Annotated in this window: 21 protein-coding genes and 2 pseudogenes; 6 read left to right on the plus strand and 17 right to left on the minus strand. The window is 42.0% G+C overall.

The window, feature by feature from the left end; all coding sequences use genetic code 11:
• Positions 1-42 precede the first annotated feature (42 nt).
• The gene (locus tag JCM16418_RS08620) at positions 43-789 is read right to left on the minus strand and encodes a MerR family transcriptional regulator (protein WP_036647665.1); all 747 of its coding nucleotides are present in this window, start codon (positions 787-789) and stop codon (positions 43-45) included.
• Between the two features lie 142 nt (positions 790-931).
• On the opposite strand from JCM16418_RS08620, the gene pepT reads away from it, so the two are divergent.
• Together pepT and JCM16418_RS08630 are read left to right on the plus strand one after the other, a co-directional pair.
• A complete protein-coding gene (pepT, locus tag JCM16418_RS08625; RefSeq protein ID WP_036647668.1) occupies positions 932-2,170 on the plus strand; it encodes a peptidase T in 1,239 nt (412 codons plus the stop codon).
• A complete protein-coding gene (locus JCM16418_RS08630; protein WP_036647671.1) occupies positions 2,167-2,994 on the plus strand; it encodes a class I SAM-dependent methyltransferase in 828 nt (275 codons plus the stop codon). Before pepT ends, JCM16418_RS08630 begins: the two co-directional genes overlap by 4 nt.
• A 93-nt stretch (positions 2,995-3,087) precedes the next feature.
• Here JCM16418_RS08630 and JCM16418_RS08635 read toward each other — a convergent pair whose 3' ends face one another.
• The 9 genes and pseudogenes from JCM16418_RS08635 to JCM16418_RS08680 all read right to left on the minus strand — a co-directional run bounded on the left by JCM16418_RS08635 (position 3,088) and on the right by JCM16418_RS08680 (position 14,043).
• Positions 3,088-4,236, minus strand: coding sequence for a glycerate kinase family protein (locus tag JCM16418_RS08635; protein WP_036647836.1), 1,149 nt, complete (start codon positions 4,234-4,236; stop codon positions 3,088-3,090).
• A gap of 90 nt (positions 4,237-4,326) precedes the next feature.
• Positions 4,327-4,779, minus strand: a complete 453-nt coding sequence (locus tag JCM16418_RS08640) for a threonine/serine exporter family protein (protein WP_036647673.1) — start codon at positions 4,777-4,779, stop codon at positions 4,327-4,329.
• Between the two features lie 16 nt (positions 4,780-4,795).
• Positions 4,796-5,554: a threonine/serine exporter family protein gene (locus tag JCM16418_RS08645; RefSeq protein WP_036647674.1), complete on the minus strand. Its 759-nt coding sequence runs from the start codon at positions 5,552-5,554 to the stop codon at positions 4,796-4,798.
• A 185-nt stretch (positions 5,555-5,739) separates the two neighbouring features.
• A complete protein-coding gene (locus JCM16418_RS25740) occupies positions 5,740-8,928 on the minus strand; it encodes a glycosyl hydrolase family 18 protein (protein ID WP_373280695.1) in 3,189 nt (1,062 codons plus the stop codon).
• A gap of 156 nt (positions 8,929-9,084) precedes the next feature.
• Positions 9,085-10,194: a fibronectin type III domain-containing protein gene (locus JCM16418_RS27065; protein WP_081765376.1), complete on the minus strand. Its 1,110-nt coding sequence runs from the start codon at positions 10,192-10,194 to the stop codon at positions 9,085-9,087.
• 36 nt (positions 10,195-10,230) lie between these two features.
• A pseudogene (locus tag JCM16418_RS27070) lies at positions 10,231-11,534 on the minus strand (glycoside hydrolase family 18 protein); the annotation flags it as partial.
• A 413-nt stretch (positions 11,535-11,947) separates the two neighbouring features.
• Positions 11,948-12,388 carry a YhfM domain-containing protein gene (locus JCM16418_RS08670; RefSeq protein WP_036647676.1) on the minus strand — a complete coding sequence of 147 codons (441 nt, stop codon included), beginning with the start codon at positions 12,386-12,388 and terminating at the stop codon, positions 11,948-11,950.
• 107 nt (positions 12,389-12,495) lie between these two features.
• The gene (locus tag JCM16418_RS08675; protein WP_036647678.1) at positions 12,496-13,116 is read right to left on the minus strand and encodes a hypothetical protein; all 621 of its coding nucleotides are present in this window, start codon (positions 13,114-13,116) and stop codon (positions 12,496-12,498) included.
• 417 nt (positions 13,117-13,533) lie between these two features.
• Positions 13,534-14,043 carry a GNAT family N-acetyltransferase gene (locus JCM16418_RS08680; RefSeq protein WP_036647680.1) on the minus strand — a complete coding sequence of 170 codons (510 nt, stop codon included), beginning with the start codon at positions 14,041-14,043 and terminating at the stop codon, positions 13,534-13,536.
• A 157-nt stretch (positions 14,044-14,200) separates the two neighbouring features.
• On the opposite strand from JCM16418_RS08680, the gene JCM16418_RS08685 reads away from it, so the two are divergent.
• Entirely contained in the window at positions 14,201-14,533 is a 333-nt protein-coding gene (locus JCM16418_RS08685) for a PH domain-containing protein (protein ID WP_242403758.1), read from the plus strand.
• 255 nt (positions 14,534-14,788) lie between these two features.
• On the opposite strand, the gene JCM16418_RS08690 is transcribed toward JCM16418_RS08685, so the two are convergent.
• Positions 14,789-15,166 carry a DivIVA domain-containing protein gene (locus JCM16418_RS08690; protein WP_036647682.1) on the minus strand — a complete coding sequence of 126 codons (378 nt, stop codon included), beginning with the start codon at positions 15,164-15,166 and terminating at the stop codon, positions 14,789-14,791.
• A gap of 303 nt (positions 15,167-15,469) precedes the next feature.
• Between JCM16418_RS08690 and JCM16418_RS08695 the strand changes: the two genes are divergently transcribed.
• Positions 15,470-16,039 (plus strand): TraR/DksA C4-type zinc finger protein, encoded by a 570-nt coding sequence (locus tag JCM16418_RS08695; protein WP_036647684.1) that lies wholly within the window; start codon positions 15,470-15,472, stop codon positions 16,037-16,039.
• Positions 16,040-16,121: 82 nt separating this feature from the next.
• On the opposite strand, the pseudogene JCM16418_RS08700 reads toward JCM16418_RS08695, so the two are convergent.
• From JCM16418_RS08700 to JCM16418_RS08715, 5 genes and pseudogenes are all read right to left on the minus strand, one after another.
• Positions 16,122-17,124 (minus strand): annotated as a pseudogene (locus tag JCM16418_RS08700) (Gfo/Idh/MocA family protein).
• A 34-nt stretch (positions 17,125-17,158) separates the two neighbouring features.
• Positions 17,159-17,518: a replication termination protein gene (locus tag JCM16418_RS08705; protein ID WP_036647687.1), complete on the minus strand. Its 360-nt coding sequence runs from the start codon at positions 17,516-17,518 to the stop codon at positions 17,159-17,161.
• 306 nt (positions 17,519-17,824) lie between these two features.
• On the minus strand, positions 17,825-18,064 hold the full coding sequence (locus JCM16418_RS26875) for a hypothetical protein (RefSeq protein WP_373280696.1): 240 nt from the start codon (positions 18,062-18,064) through the stop codon (positions 17,825-17,827).
• The gene (locus tag JCM16418_RS26880) at positions 18,061-18,255 is read right to left on the minus strand and encodes an NADPH-dependent FMN reductase (protein ID WP_373280697.1); all 195 of its coding nucleotides are present in this window, start codon (positions 18,253-18,255) and stop codon (positions 18,061-18,063) included. The genes JCM16418_RS26875 and JCM16418_RS26880 overlap by 4 nt, the downstream gene beginning before the upstream one ends.
• Positions 18,239-19,429, minus strand: coding sequence for an acyltransferase (locus JCM16418_RS08715; RefSeq protein ID WP_052020146.1), 1,191 nt, complete (start codon positions 19,427-19,429; stop codon positions 18,239-18,241). Before JCM16418_RS08715 ends, JCM16418_RS26880 begins: the two co-directional genes overlap by 17 nt.
• 179 nt (positions 19,430-19,608) lie before the next feature.
• On the opposite strand from JCM16418_RS08715, the gene JCM16418_RS08720 reads away from it, so the two are divergent.
• Together JCM16418_RS08720 and JCM16418_RS08725 are read left to right on the plus strand one after the other, a co-directional pair.
• Entirely contained in the window at positions 19,609-19,836 is a 228-nt protein-coding gene (locus JCM16418_RS08720) for a hypothetical protein (RefSeq protein ID WP_036647689.1), read from the plus strand.
• 3 nt (positions 19,837-19,839) lie between these two features.
• Positions 19,840-20,130 (plus strand): spore coat protein, encoded by a 291-nt coding sequence (locus JCM16418_RS08725; RefSeq protein WP_036647691.1) that lies wholly within the window; start codon positions 19,840-19,842, stop codon positions 20,128-20,130.
• A gap of 76 nt (positions 20,131-20,206) precedes the next feature.
• Here JCM16418_RS08725 and JCM16418_RS08730 read toward each other — a convergent pair whose 3' ends face one another.
• Positions 20,207-20,779 (minus strand): general stress protein, encoded by a 573-nt coding sequence (locus JCM16418_RS08730; RefSeq protein WP_036647693.1) that lies wholly within the window; start codon positions 20,777-20,779, stop codon positions 20,207-20,209.
• Positions 20,780-20,869: the final 90 nt, after the last annotated feature.

Below are 20,869 nucleotides of genomic sequence, written 5' to 3' on the forward strand. Positions count from 1 at the left end.
TTAATAGATAATTAACATTATTAAATTCAATTATGACATATATCATTTAACTGCCGAGTCTACAAACACTTCCATAGCATCTCTCATATAGATGGACAGCCCTTCCCCAAACTTGTCAATATTGCGTGTAAACCGTTCATCCTCCACGTATATTTGACCCAGTCCCTTAAAAGACTCCACTGAATAGTTGCCAATTCGATTCAGAAAAACAAACCATTCTTTGATTACTGCTTGTGAAGCTTCAGATGACGGTGATTCATGACGCAGTGAGGCCAGCTTCCGATAGATTACGTTCATACTTTCTGACAGTTCTGTCTGCCCGTCCTCTGATTTCGTGTTTTTGCTGGCATTCCATTCATCAACTGCTTGATTCCCCCACCGTTCACGAGCCTCCTTTTCATATCCATTGTTGTTAAAATCAAATCCTACAAACTTCTCCTCATTATTCATCTCAATCTCTCCTTTGTAGCTTCTCATCGTTTTCTCCAATGTTTCAATCATTTGATCCATCCTCGCCCGCTTCGCAAGAAGCATATTACGGTGAAGCTCCATCACTTCCCATTGATCGTACGAAAGACTACTTAGAATCTGTTTGATCTCCTTTAATGGAAAAGCAAGCTCTCGAAAAAATAAAATTTGCTGTAGCTTGGAAAGATCATCGTCTGAGTATATTCGATACCCCGCAGCCGTTATTTTCTCAGGACGAAGAAGTCCAATATCATCATAGTGATGGAGTGTCCGGACACTTATTCCTGCAATTTTCGCAACTTCTTTAACCATCATGATGATTGTTTTCCTCCTTTCACATTCACTATAAGGAATAACGTAACGTTAGAGTCAATAGATAGATTGAATGATTCAAATTGTGAATTTGTTCCTGGTCCATGATATTATAAGCATAAATAAACCTAACAACAGGGAGCTGAAATAGATGAAGCAAGAGATTATTGAACGGTTTATCTCCTATGCACAAGTAGAAACACAGTCTAATGAGGAAAGTGAAACTTGTCCAACCACACCTGGTCAACTGACACTAGCTCATATGCTTGTTGAAGAACTAAATGCGATTGGCATGCAGGAAGTGACCATGGATCAGAACGGATACGTCATGGCTACCTTGCCTTCGAATACGGATAAAGACGTGCCGACAATTGGGTTTCTAGCTCATTTAGATACCGCTACCGATTTTACCGGGGCAGGCGTCAACCCACAGGTCGTTGAAGATTATGATGGGAAAGATATCGTTCTAAATGAACAGCTTAAGGTTGTTCTTTCTGTTGATAAGTTTCCTGAACTCAGTGGGTATAAGGGACAGACTCTAATTACCACGGATGGTACTACATTGCTAGGCGCAGATAATAAAGCCGGTATCGCTGAAATTATGACTGCGATGGTATATCTTCTGGCCCATCCAGAAATGAAGCATGGTAAAATTAGAGTGGCATTTACCCCCGACGAGGAAATTGGCAGAGGCCCAGACAAATTTGATGTCGCAGCTTTTGGCGCTAAGTATGCCTATACCATTGATGGCGGCCCACTAGGAGAGCTAGAATACGAAAGCTTTAATGCTGCTAGTGCTAAGATAACGATTAAAGGGACCAATGTGCATCCGGGTACAGCGAAAGGTAAGATGGTTAACGCGATTAAAATCGCAATGGAGCTGGGTTCCATGCTTCCTGCCGAGCAAGCACCTGAACTGACGGATGGATATGAAGGCTTCTATCACCTGCTATCTCTGAATGGAGATACCGAGCTTACGAAGATGTATTATATTATCCGTGATTTTGATAAAGAAGAATTTAATGCTAAGAAAGCCAATATGACTAGAATAGTCGAAGAACTTCGAGCAAAATATGGTCATGAACGATTAGAGATTGAGATCAGAGACCAGTACTACAACATGCGGGAGAAAATAGAGCCCGTTAAAGAAATTGTAGACATTGCTTATGAAGCTATGGAAAGTCTAGGCATTAAACCCATTATGAAACCGATTCGCGGTGGAACCGACGGTTCACAGCTGTCTTACATGGGACTTCCTACGCCGAATATTTTTACAGGGGGAGAAAATTTCCACGGTAAATTCGAGTTCGTGTCCGTCGATCATATGTTGAAGTCTGTTGCAGTCATTGTTGAAATCGTTAAGCGATTTGAACAGCGGGCTAGCGTATGAATCATGTCCCCGATGGCAATCGTTTAAGCAATGTGGAACGCTTCTCCGGCTTCGAAGATACCTATGACCGCTATCGTCCTGAAGCCCCAGCGCTTATTATCGACATACTGACAGGATACTTGGGACGAACCCCTTCGCTTGTAGTGGATATAGGCTGTGGAACAGGCCTGTCCACGATGATTTGGAAAGATCATGCTGATCAGATTATCGGTGTCGAGCCTAATGATGATATGCGTGGAAAAGCGGAGCGCAAGCTGTTTGATGATACAACTCGGAGCAACGTATCTTTCATCTCTGGTTATTCGAATCAATTGGATCTGGAATCAGCCTCTGCTGACATCGTAACCTGTTCTCAATCCTTTCACTGGATGGAGCCTGTTAGCACGCTGAAAGAAGTATCACGGATATTACGTCCTGATGGAATATTCGCTGCATATGATTGTGACTGGCCTCCCACACTAAATTGGGAACTTGAACAGGCATATATGGAGCTTACGAACAAAGCCGACAATATTATTGCAGAAGTAGCCGATTCAGAAGAGCATGCTGTTAAGAACGACAAAGGGCAGCATCTGACTAATCTTAGGCAAAGCGGAGAATTCCGCTTTACGAAGGAAATCGTATTCCACAATGTTGAAGATTGCGATGCACAGCGATATAGCGGACTTGCGATAAGTCAGGGTGGTGTCCAAACCGTATTGAAAATGGGTACAGGTGTGCTAGATGCGGATATTCAGCGTTTCTGCGATCAAGTTTCAGATCATTTTCAAGGGCGGACACTACAAATCCTGTTTAGCTACCGTATGCGGATCGGCATCAAATAATTAATTGATTACCGTTTTAATTATACAAAAAGAGACTCTCCAACAATCTGGAAGAGTCTCTTTTTATATGGAAATCATTCCATTATAACTTCACTATACTCTGACCGATTTTATAAGTCTCATGACATTCTCGGCTGTTCTTTCCATGTTTTCCTCGCCTTTGGCTAACGCTTCCTCCAATGTACAAGCACCTGGTAGAATACTAAAGATCGAGTCGATACCTTGATCATACAGCCTTTCCATTTGACCATCGATTCTTCCTGCTAGAACGACAACGGGCTTGTTATATTTCTTCGCAATCTTGGCTACTCCTAGCGGGGTTTTACCATATTGAGTCTGGAAATCAATGCTTCCTTCTCCCGTCCATACCATATCAGCATATTCTATCTTGTCTTCTAGTCCAGTATATTCGATGACTAAATCGATGCCTTTCTTGAGCACACCATTCATAAATACCATCAGCCCTGCACCTAAACCACCTGCAGCGCCTGCCCCAGGCATTTCCGCGATATCCTGATTGAATTGAGATTTAATAATCGAGGCATAGTGACGAAGATTGCTGTCCAGACATTCGACCATGCTTGGCGTTGCACCTTTCTGTGGTCCGAATACGAAAGATGCTCCCTTCTCGCCAAATAGCGGATTTGTCACATCACAAGCTACCTCTACCTTCACGGTTTGAAGCCGTTTATCCAAATCAGTCAAATCGATACTCGCTAGCCGATCCAGTTCTCCTCCACCGAAACCTAGCTCTTCACCATGCTTATCCAATAACTTACCGCCAAGTGCCTGAACAACTCCAGCACCGCCATCATTCGTAGCGCTGCCTCCGATCCCAATGAATAACTTCTTCACCCCATGATCAAGGCAACCTTTAATGAGCTGACCTGTACCATAAGTCGTCGTTAGCAGCGGATTCCTCAGATTAGCAGGTACCAGCTCAATCCCGCTAGCCGATGCCATCTCAAGAATTCCAGTTTCGCCATCTCCAGTTATACCGTATGAAGCCTCAACTTCCGTTCCGAGAGGTCCTTTGACTTTCAAGAAATACACTCGTCCACCCGTTGCATCCACAAGGGATTGCATCGTGCCTTCCCCTCCATCTGCCATAGGCACATGAACACATGTTACATCCGGATCAATGAGATGAATGCCACGTTCCATGGCTTCGCAAACCTGTTTAGCCGTCATGCTTTCTTTAAAAGAATCCGGTGCCAAGACAACCACAAAGTTTTTGCTCATATGATATACCTCACTTCTTCGCAAAAACGCCTACCTCCGATAAGGCAAGATGTTTCATGTTAGATTTTAACTTCGTATGATCTAACTATATTACTGCTCTTTTTCAGGTTTTCTTGGCCGTGCTATTTTACGTGTAATCTGATTCGTCACTTCAGCAAGTAATAGGCCTAGCGCGATCGCTCCTGAAATCATAAATGCCTCCGCACCCAATTGAACAGCTTGATCGTATTGGTTTTGGACAGCCTTACGCATAGCATCATAAGCTAATCCCCCAGGAACAAGTGGAATGATACCCGATACGCTGAAGACAATGATCGGTGTGCGATATTTTTTAGCGAAGATATGACTTACCATCGTTACAATAAATGCCGCAACAACGGTAGCCGTTATTCGTACCACCTGCATTTCCTGTAACCAGATATAAAGTATCCAGCCTACCATTCCAGCAAATCCACATTGCAGAAGCGCTTTCCTCGGGGCGTTAAAGATCATTCCGAATGCAGCTGAGGCCACAAAGCTAGTAACTATTTGTTGTATGTACAAATTCGAGTCGCCCCTTCTAATAAAATGACAGCATGAACGCAATCCCTGCCCCAATCGCAAATGAAGTAATAAATGCTTCTGCACCTTTAGACAAGCCCGATACGAGATGACCTGCCATGAGATCACGAATTGCATTTGTTATCAGTAACCCAGGTACTAACGGCATGACCGAACTAATAATGATAATATCCAAATTCCCACCAAACCCGTAGATTACCATTAAAATCGAGCATAAGCCGATCATCAGCGCACCTGTAAATTCCGAGAAGAATTTCACAGGGACCACACGATGCAGAAATACCGAACTGTAGAAACCGACTCCACCTGCAATCATTGCGGGTATGAAATCTGCCCAAATGCCCTTAAACATAATCAGGAAGCAGCCGCTAGCAATCGCTGCCATCATCACTTTCAGCCAGAGGGGATAAATCGTATCATGCTTCTCAATTTCTTCAAGTGCTGCTTTCGCCTCAGCTATACTAAGTTTACCTGTACTAATGCTACGTGAGACCATGTTGACCTGTTCTATTTTATATAAATTAGTCGTACGGTCCGAAATTCGGATTAACCTTGTGATCGGCTGAGGATCCTCCATGGAGAAGATAATTCCTGTAGGTGTCATATAACTATGCGTGTGCAAAGCACCAAAAGATGCTGCAATCCTCACCATTGTATCTTCAACCCGATAAGTTTCTGCCCCACTTTGTAACATAATTTGTCCAGCTAATAAGCACACTTTAATTATTTCATGTTCCCTTTGCAAGAGATTCTCCACGCATATACCTCCACATTTATGTATGCAATGTTAAATTTAATTGTATGTTGGGCCTACGCTACTCTCACCCAGTATAACTCATTCAATCTGTCTAAAGAAGACATGGATAAGTGCTATACAAATCCAATAAAGCACCGGCATACGCTAGACGTATACCGGTGCTTTAACAGAGTTACTATCTTAAACTATGGCTGTACGGTCCAGAGAGCCGGAACATTCGTAGGCTCCCATCCTGCAAGCGACGTATGCGGTTGCGCACATTTATATACTTTACCGGAGTAGGTAACCAAATCACCCTTTACGTAAGCTTTATTCGCAACCCACGCAGGTGCTACAGGTGCCGGTGAATCGGTTGTTACGCTCAGCGCATTGCTAGCGACCGAAGCATTTCCTGCAGCATCTTTGGCAACAACAGTGAACGAATAGGCAGTATTTGCCGTCAGCCCATTCACGACTGTAGTTAACGTGCTACCGCTCACAGAAGTCACCAAATTCGTTCCATTGTAAACATCATAACCCGTCACAGCGACATTATCTGTAGACGCAGACCAAGCTAACGTTACACTTGTTTGCGTTTTGCTTGCAGCTGCTAATCCAGCAGGTGCAGATGGAGGTGTCGTATCCGTCGATGGAGCATCCGTTGTAATCGTTGCCGCGTTACTGGCAGCGGATACATTTCCTGCCGCATCCTTAGCTTTAACCGTAAAGGTATAAGCTGTACTTGGCGTTAAACCGCTGACCGTTGCGGTTAATGTGGAACCACTTACGGATGTAACCAGCGTATTTCCTTTATACACATCATAACCTGTCACACCAACATTATCTGTGGATGCTGACCAGGTCAATGTTGCAGTTGTTGCAGTCTTAGCAGACACAGCGACATTTCCCGGAATCGTTGGTACCGTCGTATCCGCTGCAGCTAACGTCACATTTGCTACGTTACTCGCTGCGGACACATTACCTGCTGCGTCTTTAGCTTTAACTGTAAAGCTGTAAGCCGCTCCTCCAGTAAGTCCAGTAGCGGTATAGCTTGTGCCTGTAACATTCCCTACCAGAGCATTGCCTTGGTAAACATCGTAACCGGTAACGCCTAGGTTATCCGATGCTGCAGTCCAGGTAAGCGTTGCAGAGTTTGCCGTCTGAGCAGACACGGCCAAATTAGTCGGAGCTGTTGGTGCTTGCGTATCTTGTGGTGGAGCGGCTTGAAGCTGCCACAATGTTGGTGATGCTGATGGCTCCCAACCTACTAATGAAGTATGGGCATACGTACATTTGTAAAGTTTGCCGTTGTAAGTAACGTATGTTCCCACTGCATAGGCAGTGCTGGGCTGCCAGACAGGATAATTAGGATCTGCCTGGGTAGTCACCGTAATGCTTGTGCTTGCCGCAGAAGCATTTCCTGACAAATCTTTGGCTTTTACATAGAACGTATACGTTGTACCCGCAGTTAAACTAGATACCGTATCCGTTAAATTCGCCGTTGATTTAACCAACGCACCATTCTGGTAAATGTCATAAACAGATACATCATCGTTATCTGTGGATGCATCCCAGCTTAATGTAACGGATGTTTTTGTTTTGGCTGTTGAGACCAAATTACCCGGAACGCTAGGCGGCTGGTTATCTACAATTGGCGGTGAAGTGACTACGGTAATGGCATTGCTTGCCGCAGACAGATTACCCGCTGGATCTTTTGCCTTCACTGTAAACGTATACGTATTATTTCCCGTGAAGCCACTAACGAGAGCTGTCGTTGTTGCACCATTCACCGATTTAACAAGCGTGCTTCCTTGATAGATCTCATATGAGTTGATTCCGACATTATCAGTAGAAGGATTCCAACTGAGTGTAACCTTTTTATCGGTATGACTCGGTGAAGTCAAATTCGTTGGTGCTGTTGGAGCTATCGTATCTGTCGGAGGTGTACCCGTATTCAGATCGTTTACGACTTTGTCGAGGAGCTTCGGACCAGTGCAGCTAAATTTCGGACTTACACGGCAATCCGAGCTGAACTCCCAGAACATCGCACCCCCTAAATATTTGTTCTTAATATAATCTGTTTTATAACCGATTGATTCGACATCATCATAGGAAATGAAAATTTTAGTTGTCGGGTTATACAAATATGGAACCTTAGCTGTGCTGTTCCAATACCTTGTGTATCCATTCTTACCAACATAATTTGCAGCAATATCGCCATAATCAAATACACCTGTATTGCCCGATTTAGCATCGTCCCATGTACCAACAGGTGACCATTTATACGTCGAGCTGGCATCGGCTGCACAAGTTTGGAACTGCCCATCTCCATTCGGACCTGGAGGACAGTTCTTCCAGCTTCGAGCCATAAATTCGAGTCCGAGAACAAGCTTATTCATCGGTACTCCGGCCTTTTGATAAGCCTGAATCGCACCATCCACCGTAAAATTATTAGCGAGATATGGATCTTTAGCATCCGCATAAAGTCCAGTGTTATGGCTTGTTGTATCTTCAAAAGAACCACCGTGGAAGTCATACGTCATAATATTGATCCAGTCAAGTATTTGAGCGATCTTAGCGAGCTCCGTATTGTCTACGAATCTCTGACTTGCGCCTGAAGCAATCGTAAGAATATAATGTTTGCCATCCTGCGCACCCGCTGCATCTAGCTGGTTACGTACTTCCTGTAACAGCAGCGTGTAATTTTGCTTATCTGCTGGACTATAGCTATTACCAGGAATAGCCTCAACATTTGGATACTCCCAGTCCAAATCAACTCCATCAAATCCATATGCTCGAAGTGCATCGACGGTGGACTTCGCAAACACCTTACGTGTCACATCCGTAGCTGCGGTGTCAGAGAACCGATTAGACCACGTCCAGCCACCAACTGACAATATTGTCTTCAGCTGTGGATTTTGAGCTTTTAAATTACGTAATGCACCAAAGTTCCCGCAGGCTGCATCTGCCCAGCAGCCGGTTGTAGGTCCGCCTGGTGTTGGTCGGAGTGCATCCGCATCAGGGTCACCAAGTACTAAAGCACCGTTTGGTACGGTTCCTGATTGTAAAGGGATTCCGGCTGTTGTACAAGGCCATGTTACTTTATTAGGATTCCCTGAATCCGTGGATGGATTGCCATGTATACCATTCCAGCAAATATCTGCAAAGGCATAGTTAATGTGAGTTACTTTCGTTACGTCAATGTTGGACACGTTATAATTTCGGCCGTAGATTCCCCATGAAGGAAAATAGCCAACAACCTTGTAGTTTCCGTTCCCTGCAATTGCTGCTGTTGTTGCCGCTGCACTTGCTGTACTCGACGTCCCGTTGCCTTGAAAGAATGGAGCGAAAGAAATTAGCAACCCTAACAACGTAAATATAACCGCCTTCATCATCCGGTTTATGCGCATTGCTCTTCCTCTCTTTCATAACTCAAATTTTTTGACTACATGTAAAATAAATGCTGAAACTCACCTCCAAAAATTTAATTTGTCATTTTTAACGCAATCAACTCCATCATCTTATGAGACCCAAATGGAATCATATGCACATTATTTTTTGAGCCATAACGCTGGAACGTTAGGCGGTTCCCACCCGTTCAAAGACGTATGAGCCGTACGACATTTGTAGACAACTCCACCATAAGTCACTTCCGCGTTCAGGGCATACGCTGTATTGGGTGCCCATGCAGGTGCTGTTACCGTACCTGTAGCATTCGTTGTTACCGTAACAGCATTGCTTGCTGCAGATACATTCCCCGATGCATCTTTCGCTTTCACGGTGAAGGTATACGGACTGGAAGCGGTTAGTCCTGTAACGGTGTAAGTTAAAGTAGTGCCTCCTACTGAACCTACTAAAGTCGTACCTTGATAGATGTCATATGCTGTAACGCCGATATTATCTGTTGCAGCACTCCACTGTAGAACAACAGTTGTATCGGTTTTCGTAGAGGAAGTGAGATTCGCAGGAGCAGTCGGTGCTTGTGTATCATTTACAGCAAGCGTTTTGATAGTAACCGTATTACTAAACGGAGAACTGTTACCTGCTGCATCTAACGCTTTAATTTTGAACGTATACGAAGTATTTTGTGTGAGTCCTGTAACGGTATATGTCGTTGACGGAGTAGAGGCAATATTCGTGCTACCCTGGAAAATTTGATATCCAGTAACACCCACATTGTCTGTTGCTGCTGTCCAGTTTAGAGTTACACTCGTGTCGGTTATGGCGGATGCGGCTGTATTCTTAGGAGCGGTTGGTGCTTGAGTATCTGCTGTTGGGGATAGAGTAGATATCGTGAGAGGTGTACTAGCGTTGGATACATTTCCAGCTGCATCGGCAGCTTTAACTATAAAGGTATAAGCGGTTTGTGGTGTTAATCCTGTGACGGTATAAGTTGTACCTGTTGTCCGGGTAAGAAGTGTCGTTCCTTGATAAATGTCATAACCTGTAACACCAACATTATCTTGTGATGCATCCCATTTTAGATTAATCGAATTGCTAGTTTGCGACGGTGAGATCAGATTAGCAGGAGTGGTTGGTGCTTGAGTATCTGATGGAGAAGAAGTCACATTTAATTCGGAGGCAAGTTGATTAAGCAGTTTATTACCTGTGCACGTATATTTCGGGCTTGTCCGGCAATCTTCACTAAGCTCCCAGACCATTGCTCCCCCAAGTGTGCGGTTTTTAATGTACGTAGTCTTGCCAGTAAGTGATTGAGGATCTTCATAGCTGATAAAAGTTTTAGATGTAGGATTGTACAAGTAAGGTACCTTGCTACCGAGTTCCAATAACGTACGAATCCATTCTTGTTCACATAATTTGCAGCAAGATCGCCATAATCGAACATTCCGCCAGCCCCTGTTTCAAAGGTATCCCATGTACCATTTGGAATATAGCTACCGTTAAAATCAGGTGTGCAAACTTGGTACTGTCCATCCCCATTTGGTCCCGGAGCACAGTTCTTCCAGCCGCGTCCATAGAATGGAACACCAAGGACGATCTTAGATGCAGGTACCCCTGCATTGATATAAGCATTCACTGCATAATCTGTACTGAATTTATTAACTGTGTCCGGATCGTTAGGATCGGAGTACAGCGAGGCATTATGATTCGTTGTCTTTTCCCAGTCTCCATGAAAGTCGTATGTCATAATGTTGATCCAATCCAGTATTTGAGAAATACTAGACATTTCTGTTGTGGTTGTATAAGACTGGTTCGCACGTCCAGCGATGGTAAGCAAATAGGATTTGCCATCCTGCGCCCCAGCTGCTGCGAGCTTATTACGTGTTTCTTGCAATAGTAACGTGAAATTATGCTTGTCCTCTGGACGCCGACTGTTGTCCGGTAGACCTTCACTAACTGGATATTCCCAGTCAATATCAATACCATCCATGCCATAAGCTCTAAGCACATTTACTGCTGAATTCGCAAAATTTGTACGTGTTACAGGATCCGCTGCTACATCTGAGAATCGGTTAGACCATGTCCACCCTCCCACAGATAAGAGCGTCTTGAGATTTGGATTGGTCTGTTTTAATGCTTTTAGTTTATACAAATTGCCGCATTTTCCTTTCTCACAATCCTCCCATTCGAGCGGAACACCATCATTGTTGTTCACATCTGCCCAAGGATCGCCGAGAACAATCGCACCATTTGGTACCGTTCCAGTTTGAGTTGGAACTCCCTTATCCGTACAATTCCATGTATTTCGGTTCGGATTGCCCGGATCTGTTGATGGATTGCCATGCTTACCGTTCCAGCAAAGGTCGGCAAAGGAATAATTGATATGGGTTAGCTTCGTGGCATCAATGTTCTCGACCTGATAATTCGGATCATAAATGCCCCAGTTTGTAAAATAACCTACGACCTTGTAGGACGAATTTGCAGCATCTGCCTTTGCTGTTCCCGTCCATCCCATTGTCATCGTCCAAGAAGAGAAAAGAAAAAGAACGCTTAATAAGACAACCGACATCTTTTTTCCAATGTTCAATACGTGCATCATTCATCCTTCTTTCGGCTTCAAATACTTGAACCGCACGCCCATCATCGATTTGAACGTTTGCTTCAAGCTGCTTGTTGAACCGAATCTACCGCCCTCACCTCCTTTCATATATACAAGCTTATATGTAATTCCTTACTTATATAATTTACAAATAATGCGCTTACATAAATAAACTCTATGAATCGGTTTAAACTTCACAATCAACTCATTTTATCCATTAATTGTAATTTAATTGATCTGCTACTTATTCTATTCTCATTTTTTAACTTCTTCAAGCACTTTAGGTAGACAAATTATTTTTATTTTTAAATATTCTTGAATGTCATCATTTATAGCTAGTTATCGAACACAAAAAAGCGCCCCTCAGAAGAGCGGCTCACTAAGCGGCGTATCAATAGTCTACTAATCCTAGATCATTGTGTTTCCAAAATCTTTAATAACAAGGTGCTATCTTCTTTTGAGAGCTTTCCATATTTGGATTTCCCTTCTATAATAACCTCAATTAAATCTTGCTTAGGAGAAATCCATAAATCATAGGTCTCTTGTATATATGAAACCTGAGGATTTGAGGTAATCGCAACTATTTTATAGTCAGGCATGTGAGACATGGATACTTTTGCGTTTTTCCATGGCACCTGTTGTAGAACATTCAAGATCGTGTTTACCGTTTCAAGATCTTTAATTTTCTTATACAAGGTGTAGTTTTTATTCTCAATTTTGCTAACTTGGAGAGTTACATTCTGTTCATTCACTGCCACAGCATTGATGTTATTCTTTGCTTCGCTCAGCGTGTCCGAACTACATGAGGTTAATAGTGCTAAAATGGATACACTCAACATGAATTCCTTAAGCATCTTCTCCCCCCTCTTATAACAAACGAAACTTAGGGGAGTATAGTTGCCAAAAAGCAGATCAAATCTTCAAGATTTAATCTGCTTTTTTGAATTAAAAACCACTGCTATTACTTGTTAAAGAATTCATCATACAACTCAACAAGTTCTGCAAGGATCTTCAACGAATGATGAACAGAACTTACTTCCAAAGCATGTGTACCTTCTGGTACTGCATGTACTTTTAACTTTGCAGCGCCATGCATGATATCAATACTTTCCTCTGAAATCATCGGATCATTTGTCCCATAAATCGCCATACCTGATGACTGCAACAGATACGGAACTGATTTATCAACAGGTGTAAGAAATAATTGACGAATGGTAATCCCCTCTGCTTTCCAAGATTCCTCCACTCTGCCTGCTATAATTGTACCTAAGCTTTTGCTGACAAAATGAACCGTTTGGTAGGATTCACTAATCTGACGTATACCTAAAAGACATTCCTCTACAATCGTATCTAAATAATGAAAATCCAGCTCTGTCCTAGCACTTTGATAACCATACTCAAGTAATAATACGTCATTCTGATGTTCTAAGGCACTCTGTTTTGCATAATACAATAGCGGCAAGTCACAGGAATAGTTCTGACCTGGAAAAAAAACGACTAAGGAAGTCGAACCATTTGATATATGGCGATGCCTCACCTCGCTTCCCCAGAAGGAAGGTAACGTTATGTAATTTAGATTCATCTCAATATCTCCTTTTACCTGAGTGCTTTGCACCCAACCTGTATACATATAAAATTAAAGAATCTTGCTCCACGTTGCAGAGAAACGGTACATTCTATTGTTGAATCCAGCAAGTCTGCGAGTTTGATATCATCTAATATCTGATTCAATCAAAAAATTGCGAATTTTTGCTTTGAACAAGTCCTCTTCTTCCTCACTAATTCGATGTCCAGACTTTTCAAACCTTCTTCGAAAACGAAGAAAATCTTCTTTCAAACCAAGGCTGCATCGGCATTTGCATCACTTCTTCAGGAGTAACCCATTTCAGTTCCTTCTGGGGGGGATTCTCAAGCAGCTTACCTTCAAAAGAATAAGGTTATTAAAAAGAAGGTCCTTGTTCTGTCCATTGACAACGTAAGGGCCTTTTCCTCATATGTCTCAGTCTAAATCGATTAGCTTTTCAAAACAGTGAAATGGCACACTACTATGTGGGAACACAACCAGCCCACGATGTACAAAGTTCATCTTCTCATAGAAGTGATAAGCCCTCTGATTCTGGCTAAAACAATCCAAACGAATACTAGAATATTGATGCTCTTTGGCATAAGATTCCGCAAAATCTATTAGTTTAGCTGCTATGCCTTTTCCTTGTAACTGAGGATCTACAGCCAAACGATGAATAACAAGCACCTTCTCTGCTTTCGAATCTGCCCAAGTAATGGACTCAAATTCTTCGGGTAAATCTTCGTCTAATGTGATAATCCCTGTTATATGTGATTCACCACGATAAGCAAATATCGTACCTTGTTTGATGTCCTCTGTTACAATCTTCGTGTTAGGGTAGTGTTCATTCCATTGAACTACCCCTTTTCTCTCTAGATGCTTACTACATGATGCGTACAGCTCCATAATGTCGTTGATTTCAGTAATCAATGGTTGATTAATCAAGTGGTTTCACTACTCCCTAGGCAGATATCTTTTGTCGAATCCACATGTTTATTTTATTGCCATCATAGAATGGTATGAGCGTCAAAAATAATATAGATAATGTAGTCGAATTGTATCATCTTTTGTTTACTATTTTCAAATTAAGGGAGGGTTACCGTTGGCTAATTTATTAAGCGGTTTGTTCGGCAATTATTCGGAAGTATCTGTACAAGAGTTATCTAATCTCTATGGCATCTATCTCATGCGAGATGAGAAAATCCAGATGGGATTCCGTTTAGTACGAGATACATTTCTCGTAACGGAAGACCGACTCATATTTATTGACCATCAAGGAATAACAGGTAAGAAGACTCGTGTTGCATCCATTCATCTTGATTCTATATATGAGGTAACTATGGAAACAGCAGGTACTGGTTTTGATGATAGTGAACTAACGATACACTATATGACTTCTCCTTATTACAAAACGAATAACATTCAGACGTCTTAATATAAATTTGAATTTGGTAAAAAATTTAATCTTCAGCCTATTTATGTAGCTTTACTAACTCTTGCTCATGAGAATCACAAACGTTTAAACGCATAAACAACATCAAATGATATTCCATAATATAACACTTTTTCGAAAGCCTAATGGAATTTCCCTTTCATATTATGTAACGAAAACAAACTCCCAGTAACGGAAAGCAAATGGATATATTTGCCTCCTTACGGGAGTCTAGATATTTTAAACCTATGTAATGAATTAATCGATATAGAAATCCGGCTCTGGCCTGATTTTAGTCTTCAGTTGTCTGAGATTGTACTCCATTTTCAGGACAATCTCCTCTATCTGTTTCGGATCAATCGATGGGCGTTCCGGTTCTGCGCGAGCTCCTGTTTTAAGCTCTCGGAGCGTAATTTGCTGCTCCTGCCATTTATCCATTAGGTCTGAAATTGTTGCATAGAAACGTTCATAATCGCTGATGACTTCATCCAGATACGCATCTACTTCTTCTGGGTCATAACCCCTCAGCTTATTACTAAATACCTTTTCATGAATTGAAAGAGCATCCAGCTGAATGCCAAGCTGTTTGAACAATTTCTTCTGTTTCTCCAACCGGCGTTGCATATGTTCATCCATTCCGAATACCTCCAAATCTGTTGCACTTCACATGACCATCCGCATGAACACGGATTATCCCTCTATTTTTTATATCACATCCTTGGTGAAGATGAAAACCATTCACCACTATTTTGGAGGATGTTCCAAATAAAACTAGCTGCTCGCTTCAATCTGCATCCTAAATTGACATCAGAAATGGGAATCTTTAATACATCATAAACCTTACTTTAAGAATACCTCGAATTGAATGTGATTGTCCAAGCCCTCTTTAGGGTAAATCATAGTACACCAATTTCTATAACGAAAGGAAGTCTTAATAAGATGAGTCATTTAAATAGTGCTCAACTGAAAGAGCTCGAACATACATTGCATGAGGAAAAGAAAGATTTGGAACGTCATTTCTCCGTAGAAGAAGAGGATCAAGGCGACCTTTCTGAATCACTTACAGATTCAACCGGAGAATTATCATCTTATGATAACCATCCTGCCGATATGGGAACCGAAACTTTTGAGCGCGGACGTGATCTTGCCGTGGATGAAAAACTAAGCAGTGAATTGGAACAAGTCAATGCTGCTCTGTCGAAGATCGACAAGGGCGAATATGGAGTATGTGAAGTTTGTGGGAAAGATATTCCGTTTGAACGTCTACAAGCTCTACCCTATACTCCTTATTGCATAGATGATACGCCTGAGAAGAATATCAGCGACGATCGTCCTGTGGAAGAACAAGTCATGACTCCACCCCCTTCCGGTGCAGGTGAAGGTCGCCAAGAGCGAGAAGGACGTTTCGATGACGCAGATGCTTGGGAATCTGTAGAAGAGTACGGAACCTCTAATTCACCTGCTATGGCAGCTAAACGAGATGTTAAAGATTACAACGAAGGTATGTAAAATATACGATTCATCAAAACAACCCCGAATTCCATCTTCCATGGAATTCGGGGTTGTTTGTGATTGCAATCTAATTTATTAATTAAATGATTTCAATTCGACTAGACGTTCTGGCAGATTGAAGGCATGCATCAATGACCTTCATGTTAAGAACAGCGTCTTCAGAAGGGTACAGCAAGTCCTCGCCATCCAAAACTGCTGCTGCAAATGCATCTGCTTCCAAACCAAACGAACTAATAACTCCAAGCCTCTCTGCACGTTGCCCAGCAGCGGTGTGTACGATGAGCTGAGGATCTTCTTTATCATGTTTCCAGCCGAAAGCTAGCGGCATCTCAATTCTACTCTGTGCCCACTACTTCAAGAGAACAACGTGGTGCAGTCTCCATACCACAATCAAAGGTTAGTCCCACATCATTTGGGAATTCAACTAAACCAGAAGCGGTAACATCGATATCATAATCAGGTGAAAAGCGGGCTTGAACAGTAACGGCAACTGGCTCCTGCTCCAATATCATCCGGGCTGCAGATATTGGGTAACAACCTACATCATAGATTGCTCCACCACCCATTTGTTTCTGATATCGAACATTGTCCGTAGTTCCTTCCAGCTGATTGTACGTAAAATGACCGTGAATCGACTGAATCGTACCCAGCTCACCACTCTGTATAATCTCCATCAATCGCAAATGCTTAGGATGGTGTCGGTACATAAAGGCTTCGGCAAAAATAACCCCCGCCTTTTTACAGCCTTCTACCATATCTGCAGCATCTTTTGCATGAAGCGCAGCTGGCTTCTCACACAATACATGTTTGCCTGCCTCAGCCGCCTTGAGCGTCCATTCCTTATGCAAATGATTAGGTAAAGGAATATATATAGCATCCACATCAGGATCAGATAAGAGTTCCTCATAGCTTCCGTAAGCGCGAGGAATATCAAATTCCGACGCAACTTTATTGGCATTATCCATACTTCTGCTGGCAATAGCTACAACAACGCCACGGGTTGAATCTGCCATTCCTGGCAGGAAGGCACTTAAGGCAATACTTGCTGTACTTAGAATTCCCCATCTCAGCTTCTTGCGCATTCTGATCCCTCCCCTTCCTGTAACCTAATAGGGATTAGTAATTATCATTAACCGCCTTATTCAAAATACCCAGACAGCGATCCAAATCATTTTTGACCTGTTTTTTATATAATTTAGCTTTTTCTTGTCCGTCTGCTGTGAAATGATATAGGACAATTTCCTGGAAATCGACACGGGGATCGTTACCCTTAAGCTGTTTTGTTCGGTAAAATACACCCTCCTGCACTAATTCGTGAAGTGCTCGATATATTTCACTTTGTGGAGGTGCATACCCATGGCTTTTAAACTGAGTACGGAGTTCCTCCAGCATTTGATATCCGTAGCCGCGATGTTGTTCCACCATTGTAATCATATAAGCTTTGATAAAAGCGCGTTGTGCAATCATGAAGGCCATGTGATCCCTCCTCATATCCCTATTTTTCCATTAACCTTATTAAACCTATTATAAACTACTATTTACCAAATTGCATAACATGTAATTTTCATGGATTTGTCCATTTGTACTAGAAAAGAAATAAATAGATACGCGGTTATTTGAGGAAATAGTTAAGTATAAACAAAGTTCAGTGAGTTGATCTTATTGATGTGAATTTTTCATATAGTGTAATAATCACATATTATGACCTTTACGTTGCACATAAAAAAGGCCACCGTTTGTCGGCAGCCCCTTGATTTCAATGAGTATCCAAATTCTTTTATCTTATGATTTGCGTATCTGATGCTCAAAAGCATCCATTAATGATTGCAGCTCTTGCTTCGTCTTAGCATCCGTAATGACACCCTGTTGATTCAACTTCAAACTGATATGTGGAATCTTCATCGTTCCCTCTTCTACTATCACCGCATTAATCATTCGCAGCGTAAGGAGTATGGAATCATACGCCTTATCGCCGCCCATAGGCGATGGTGAAGCCGTTATGACAGCTGTAGGTTTATTCACAAATTCACCCGTAGATACGATCCAGTCCAGAGCATATCAGGATTGAAATGCGGAAGATCTCCTAGTCCACCAAAGATCGTAAATTCCATATACTCTGGTTCCAATGCAATAATAGCGTTCATTAAAGCTGTATTCGAAGACTTTTGACGAAGACTTCCCGAAATGGCTAAAACTTTAATTGCTTTTCTCATCCCTCTTCAGCTCATTTCTTGTTTTCGTTTGATCTAACTTACTTTGAGAAGATATACCAACCGTCCACTTCCCGAAAGGCAGCATAGATAAAATCATTGTCAATCCATAAGATAGCAGACAACAGATGAGGAACGAAATCATCATCCGTAATGTAATATTTAAAGAAATAAACCACATGTTATCCATACGATAGCTAACTCTAAGCATAAGTAGATGAATCAAATAGGCGCCGAAAGAATATTTTCCGAGAAAATTCATCATCCGTATCAATCCTGGTCGACCATGGACGGCCACTAGTTCCGCCAATAAATAAACCACGAAGATTGAACTTACCAAGAAAATAGCCATAAGTGGGCGCAGTAAGGATACTGAATTAAAATTGATCTTGAAGCCTGCGGAAGTCTGAAAACTTTCAATCACTTGATACACGAAGTACCCGAACAGGATCACGAAAACAGTCATGTATACAGGTTTCCCGCGCTTCACCCAGCTCTTCCACAGTTCTGGGAATAGTCCGGCAGCAGCACCCAAGATAAAATATATTGAGAAATAGATGAAATTTCGGTCAGCATAGGTCGTAAACCAAGGCGTGATTATGGGAATATGGAGCTGTGACATCACATTACCAATAGCTCCAAGATTGTTCACAAGAATGAGATACATTAGCCCTATGATCAGTAGCACCATTCTACGCATTGCTGATGACACATGCTTCAACGTCCGATTAATGAAATATCGAATGATTGGAAACACAAGATAGAACTGAAAAATCATCACAATATACCATAAGTGAGAGCTGTTCTTGCCTGTAAATACCATCGTAACCCATTTCCATGCCTGCTCAACCGATGCTGGCTGCGAGTAAGCTCGCACAGTGAAGTAAACAGCAGACCACAATATGTAGGGGATTAGAATATCACTACATCTTTTTCGTATGAACGTTAAATAATTTATCTTACCATCGTAATTGTAGAACAATACCATCCCAGTAATAAAAATAAATACAGGCACTGCAAACTTAGCTGCCATCAGAAGAAGGGTCATCCATACTCCGTCAGTCTGGGTTACCCCATTTAAGCCAGCAAAGTGCGCAATGGCATGCTGCAAAGCAACGGCCAGAAAAGCCATTCCACGCAGTAATTCAATTTCCATAATTCTAGGTTTTCTAGACATAGGTAATTCTCTCTCCTGTTTCAGTCAAACATAAATAATTGTAACCATACATAACTGTATAAACCTTGAGTCCTATTCACCACAAGACGGGGTTAGCTCGTACTCTACACGGATATTCCTAAGTATAAATTCGAGTAAATAGCCATAATATGCCAAAAAGATTGGAGATTCAAAATTTAATGAGTGATATCCATTATAGTAAACCATTACCCATTCAACTTCCAGACTGTCCTTCAATACAATTGCTAATCCGGCATGATACCTTAAGTATTATCAAATCCGAAACGTTTACAGAGCTCGTATCTGACCCGCTTCTTAAAGATGAATTAAAACTGAATTCTAACATACACAAAACACTGCTCGATTTCGCCAACGCGGGCATGCGATCACATTCTCGGGAGGAATAAGCTATGAATCCCATTGTGGAAAGTCTAACCGGACTCAAAGCATTTAATGACCAATATATAACCGCTGACCTCCTGCAGGATTGCTCTATACGAATTCAGCTATTGACTCATTGTTTGAGTACTACCGTGAATCCTGAATTAAGAGAACTCTTTGAACAACAGATGCAAGTTTCAATCAAGCAGCAACAAAGATTATTAGATTACAGTCACCTTAAAGATTGGCTGTCAGACAATTCAGAGCAGCAGTGGGTTTATGATTTGAAGCAAGCTTACAAAGCTTCTCGAATGATCTAATCATGACTACCTTAAAACAGAATAAAATCCGGCTTCTAATTGTAGAAGCGGATAAATAAGTAATATCTAAATATGATTATAGATCGCGTTTAATGCGATCAGTATTACGGCCATTAATTGTTGCGGTCTCGTTCGAGATCAAGCCCAAATCTGAATTATAACGTTCAGCATTTAATGAGCGGTTCTCACGGAAGATATCATAAATATCTGTGTCACGCTCAGAAGCTTCAGCAATAACCAATATTTTACCTTTATTAACAAAGCCTTCATATTCTTTCGCATCTTCCTCAGGAATACCCAGACCAATTAGACCACCTACCATACCGCCAGCACCTGCACCTACGGCAATTCCAGCTAATGTAGCCGCTATTGGTCCAGCAGCAAGAATAGGTCCTATGCCTGGAATCGCCAATGCGCCGATACCTGCCAGTAATCCGGTAACTCCGCCCAATACACCTCCAGTTGCAACTCCTGTTGCAACACCTTCAGGTGCTTTTGTACCCGTTTCCTCCGTAAGTGTTTCTAAATCGTCGCGATCTTTCGTAATAACCGAAATTTGATCTGATCTGAACCCACTCCGTTGTAATCCTGTAATGGCACGTGATGCTTCCGCTTCCGTCTCAAACACACCTACAATTTTCTTTTCCATTTCCCATTCCTCCTACGCTGTATTTTATAATCAAGTATTACCCACCGGAAGAATGAAGCAAACCAACTTTCACATAAATACATGTTGTCC

It is taken from the genome of Paenibacillus pini JCM 16418 (genome assembly GCF_000576305.1).
In the GTDB taxonomy this organism is placed as follows: Bacteria; Bacillota; Bacilli; order Paenibacillales; family Paenibacillaceae; genus Paenibacillus_AQ; species Paenibacillus_AQ pini.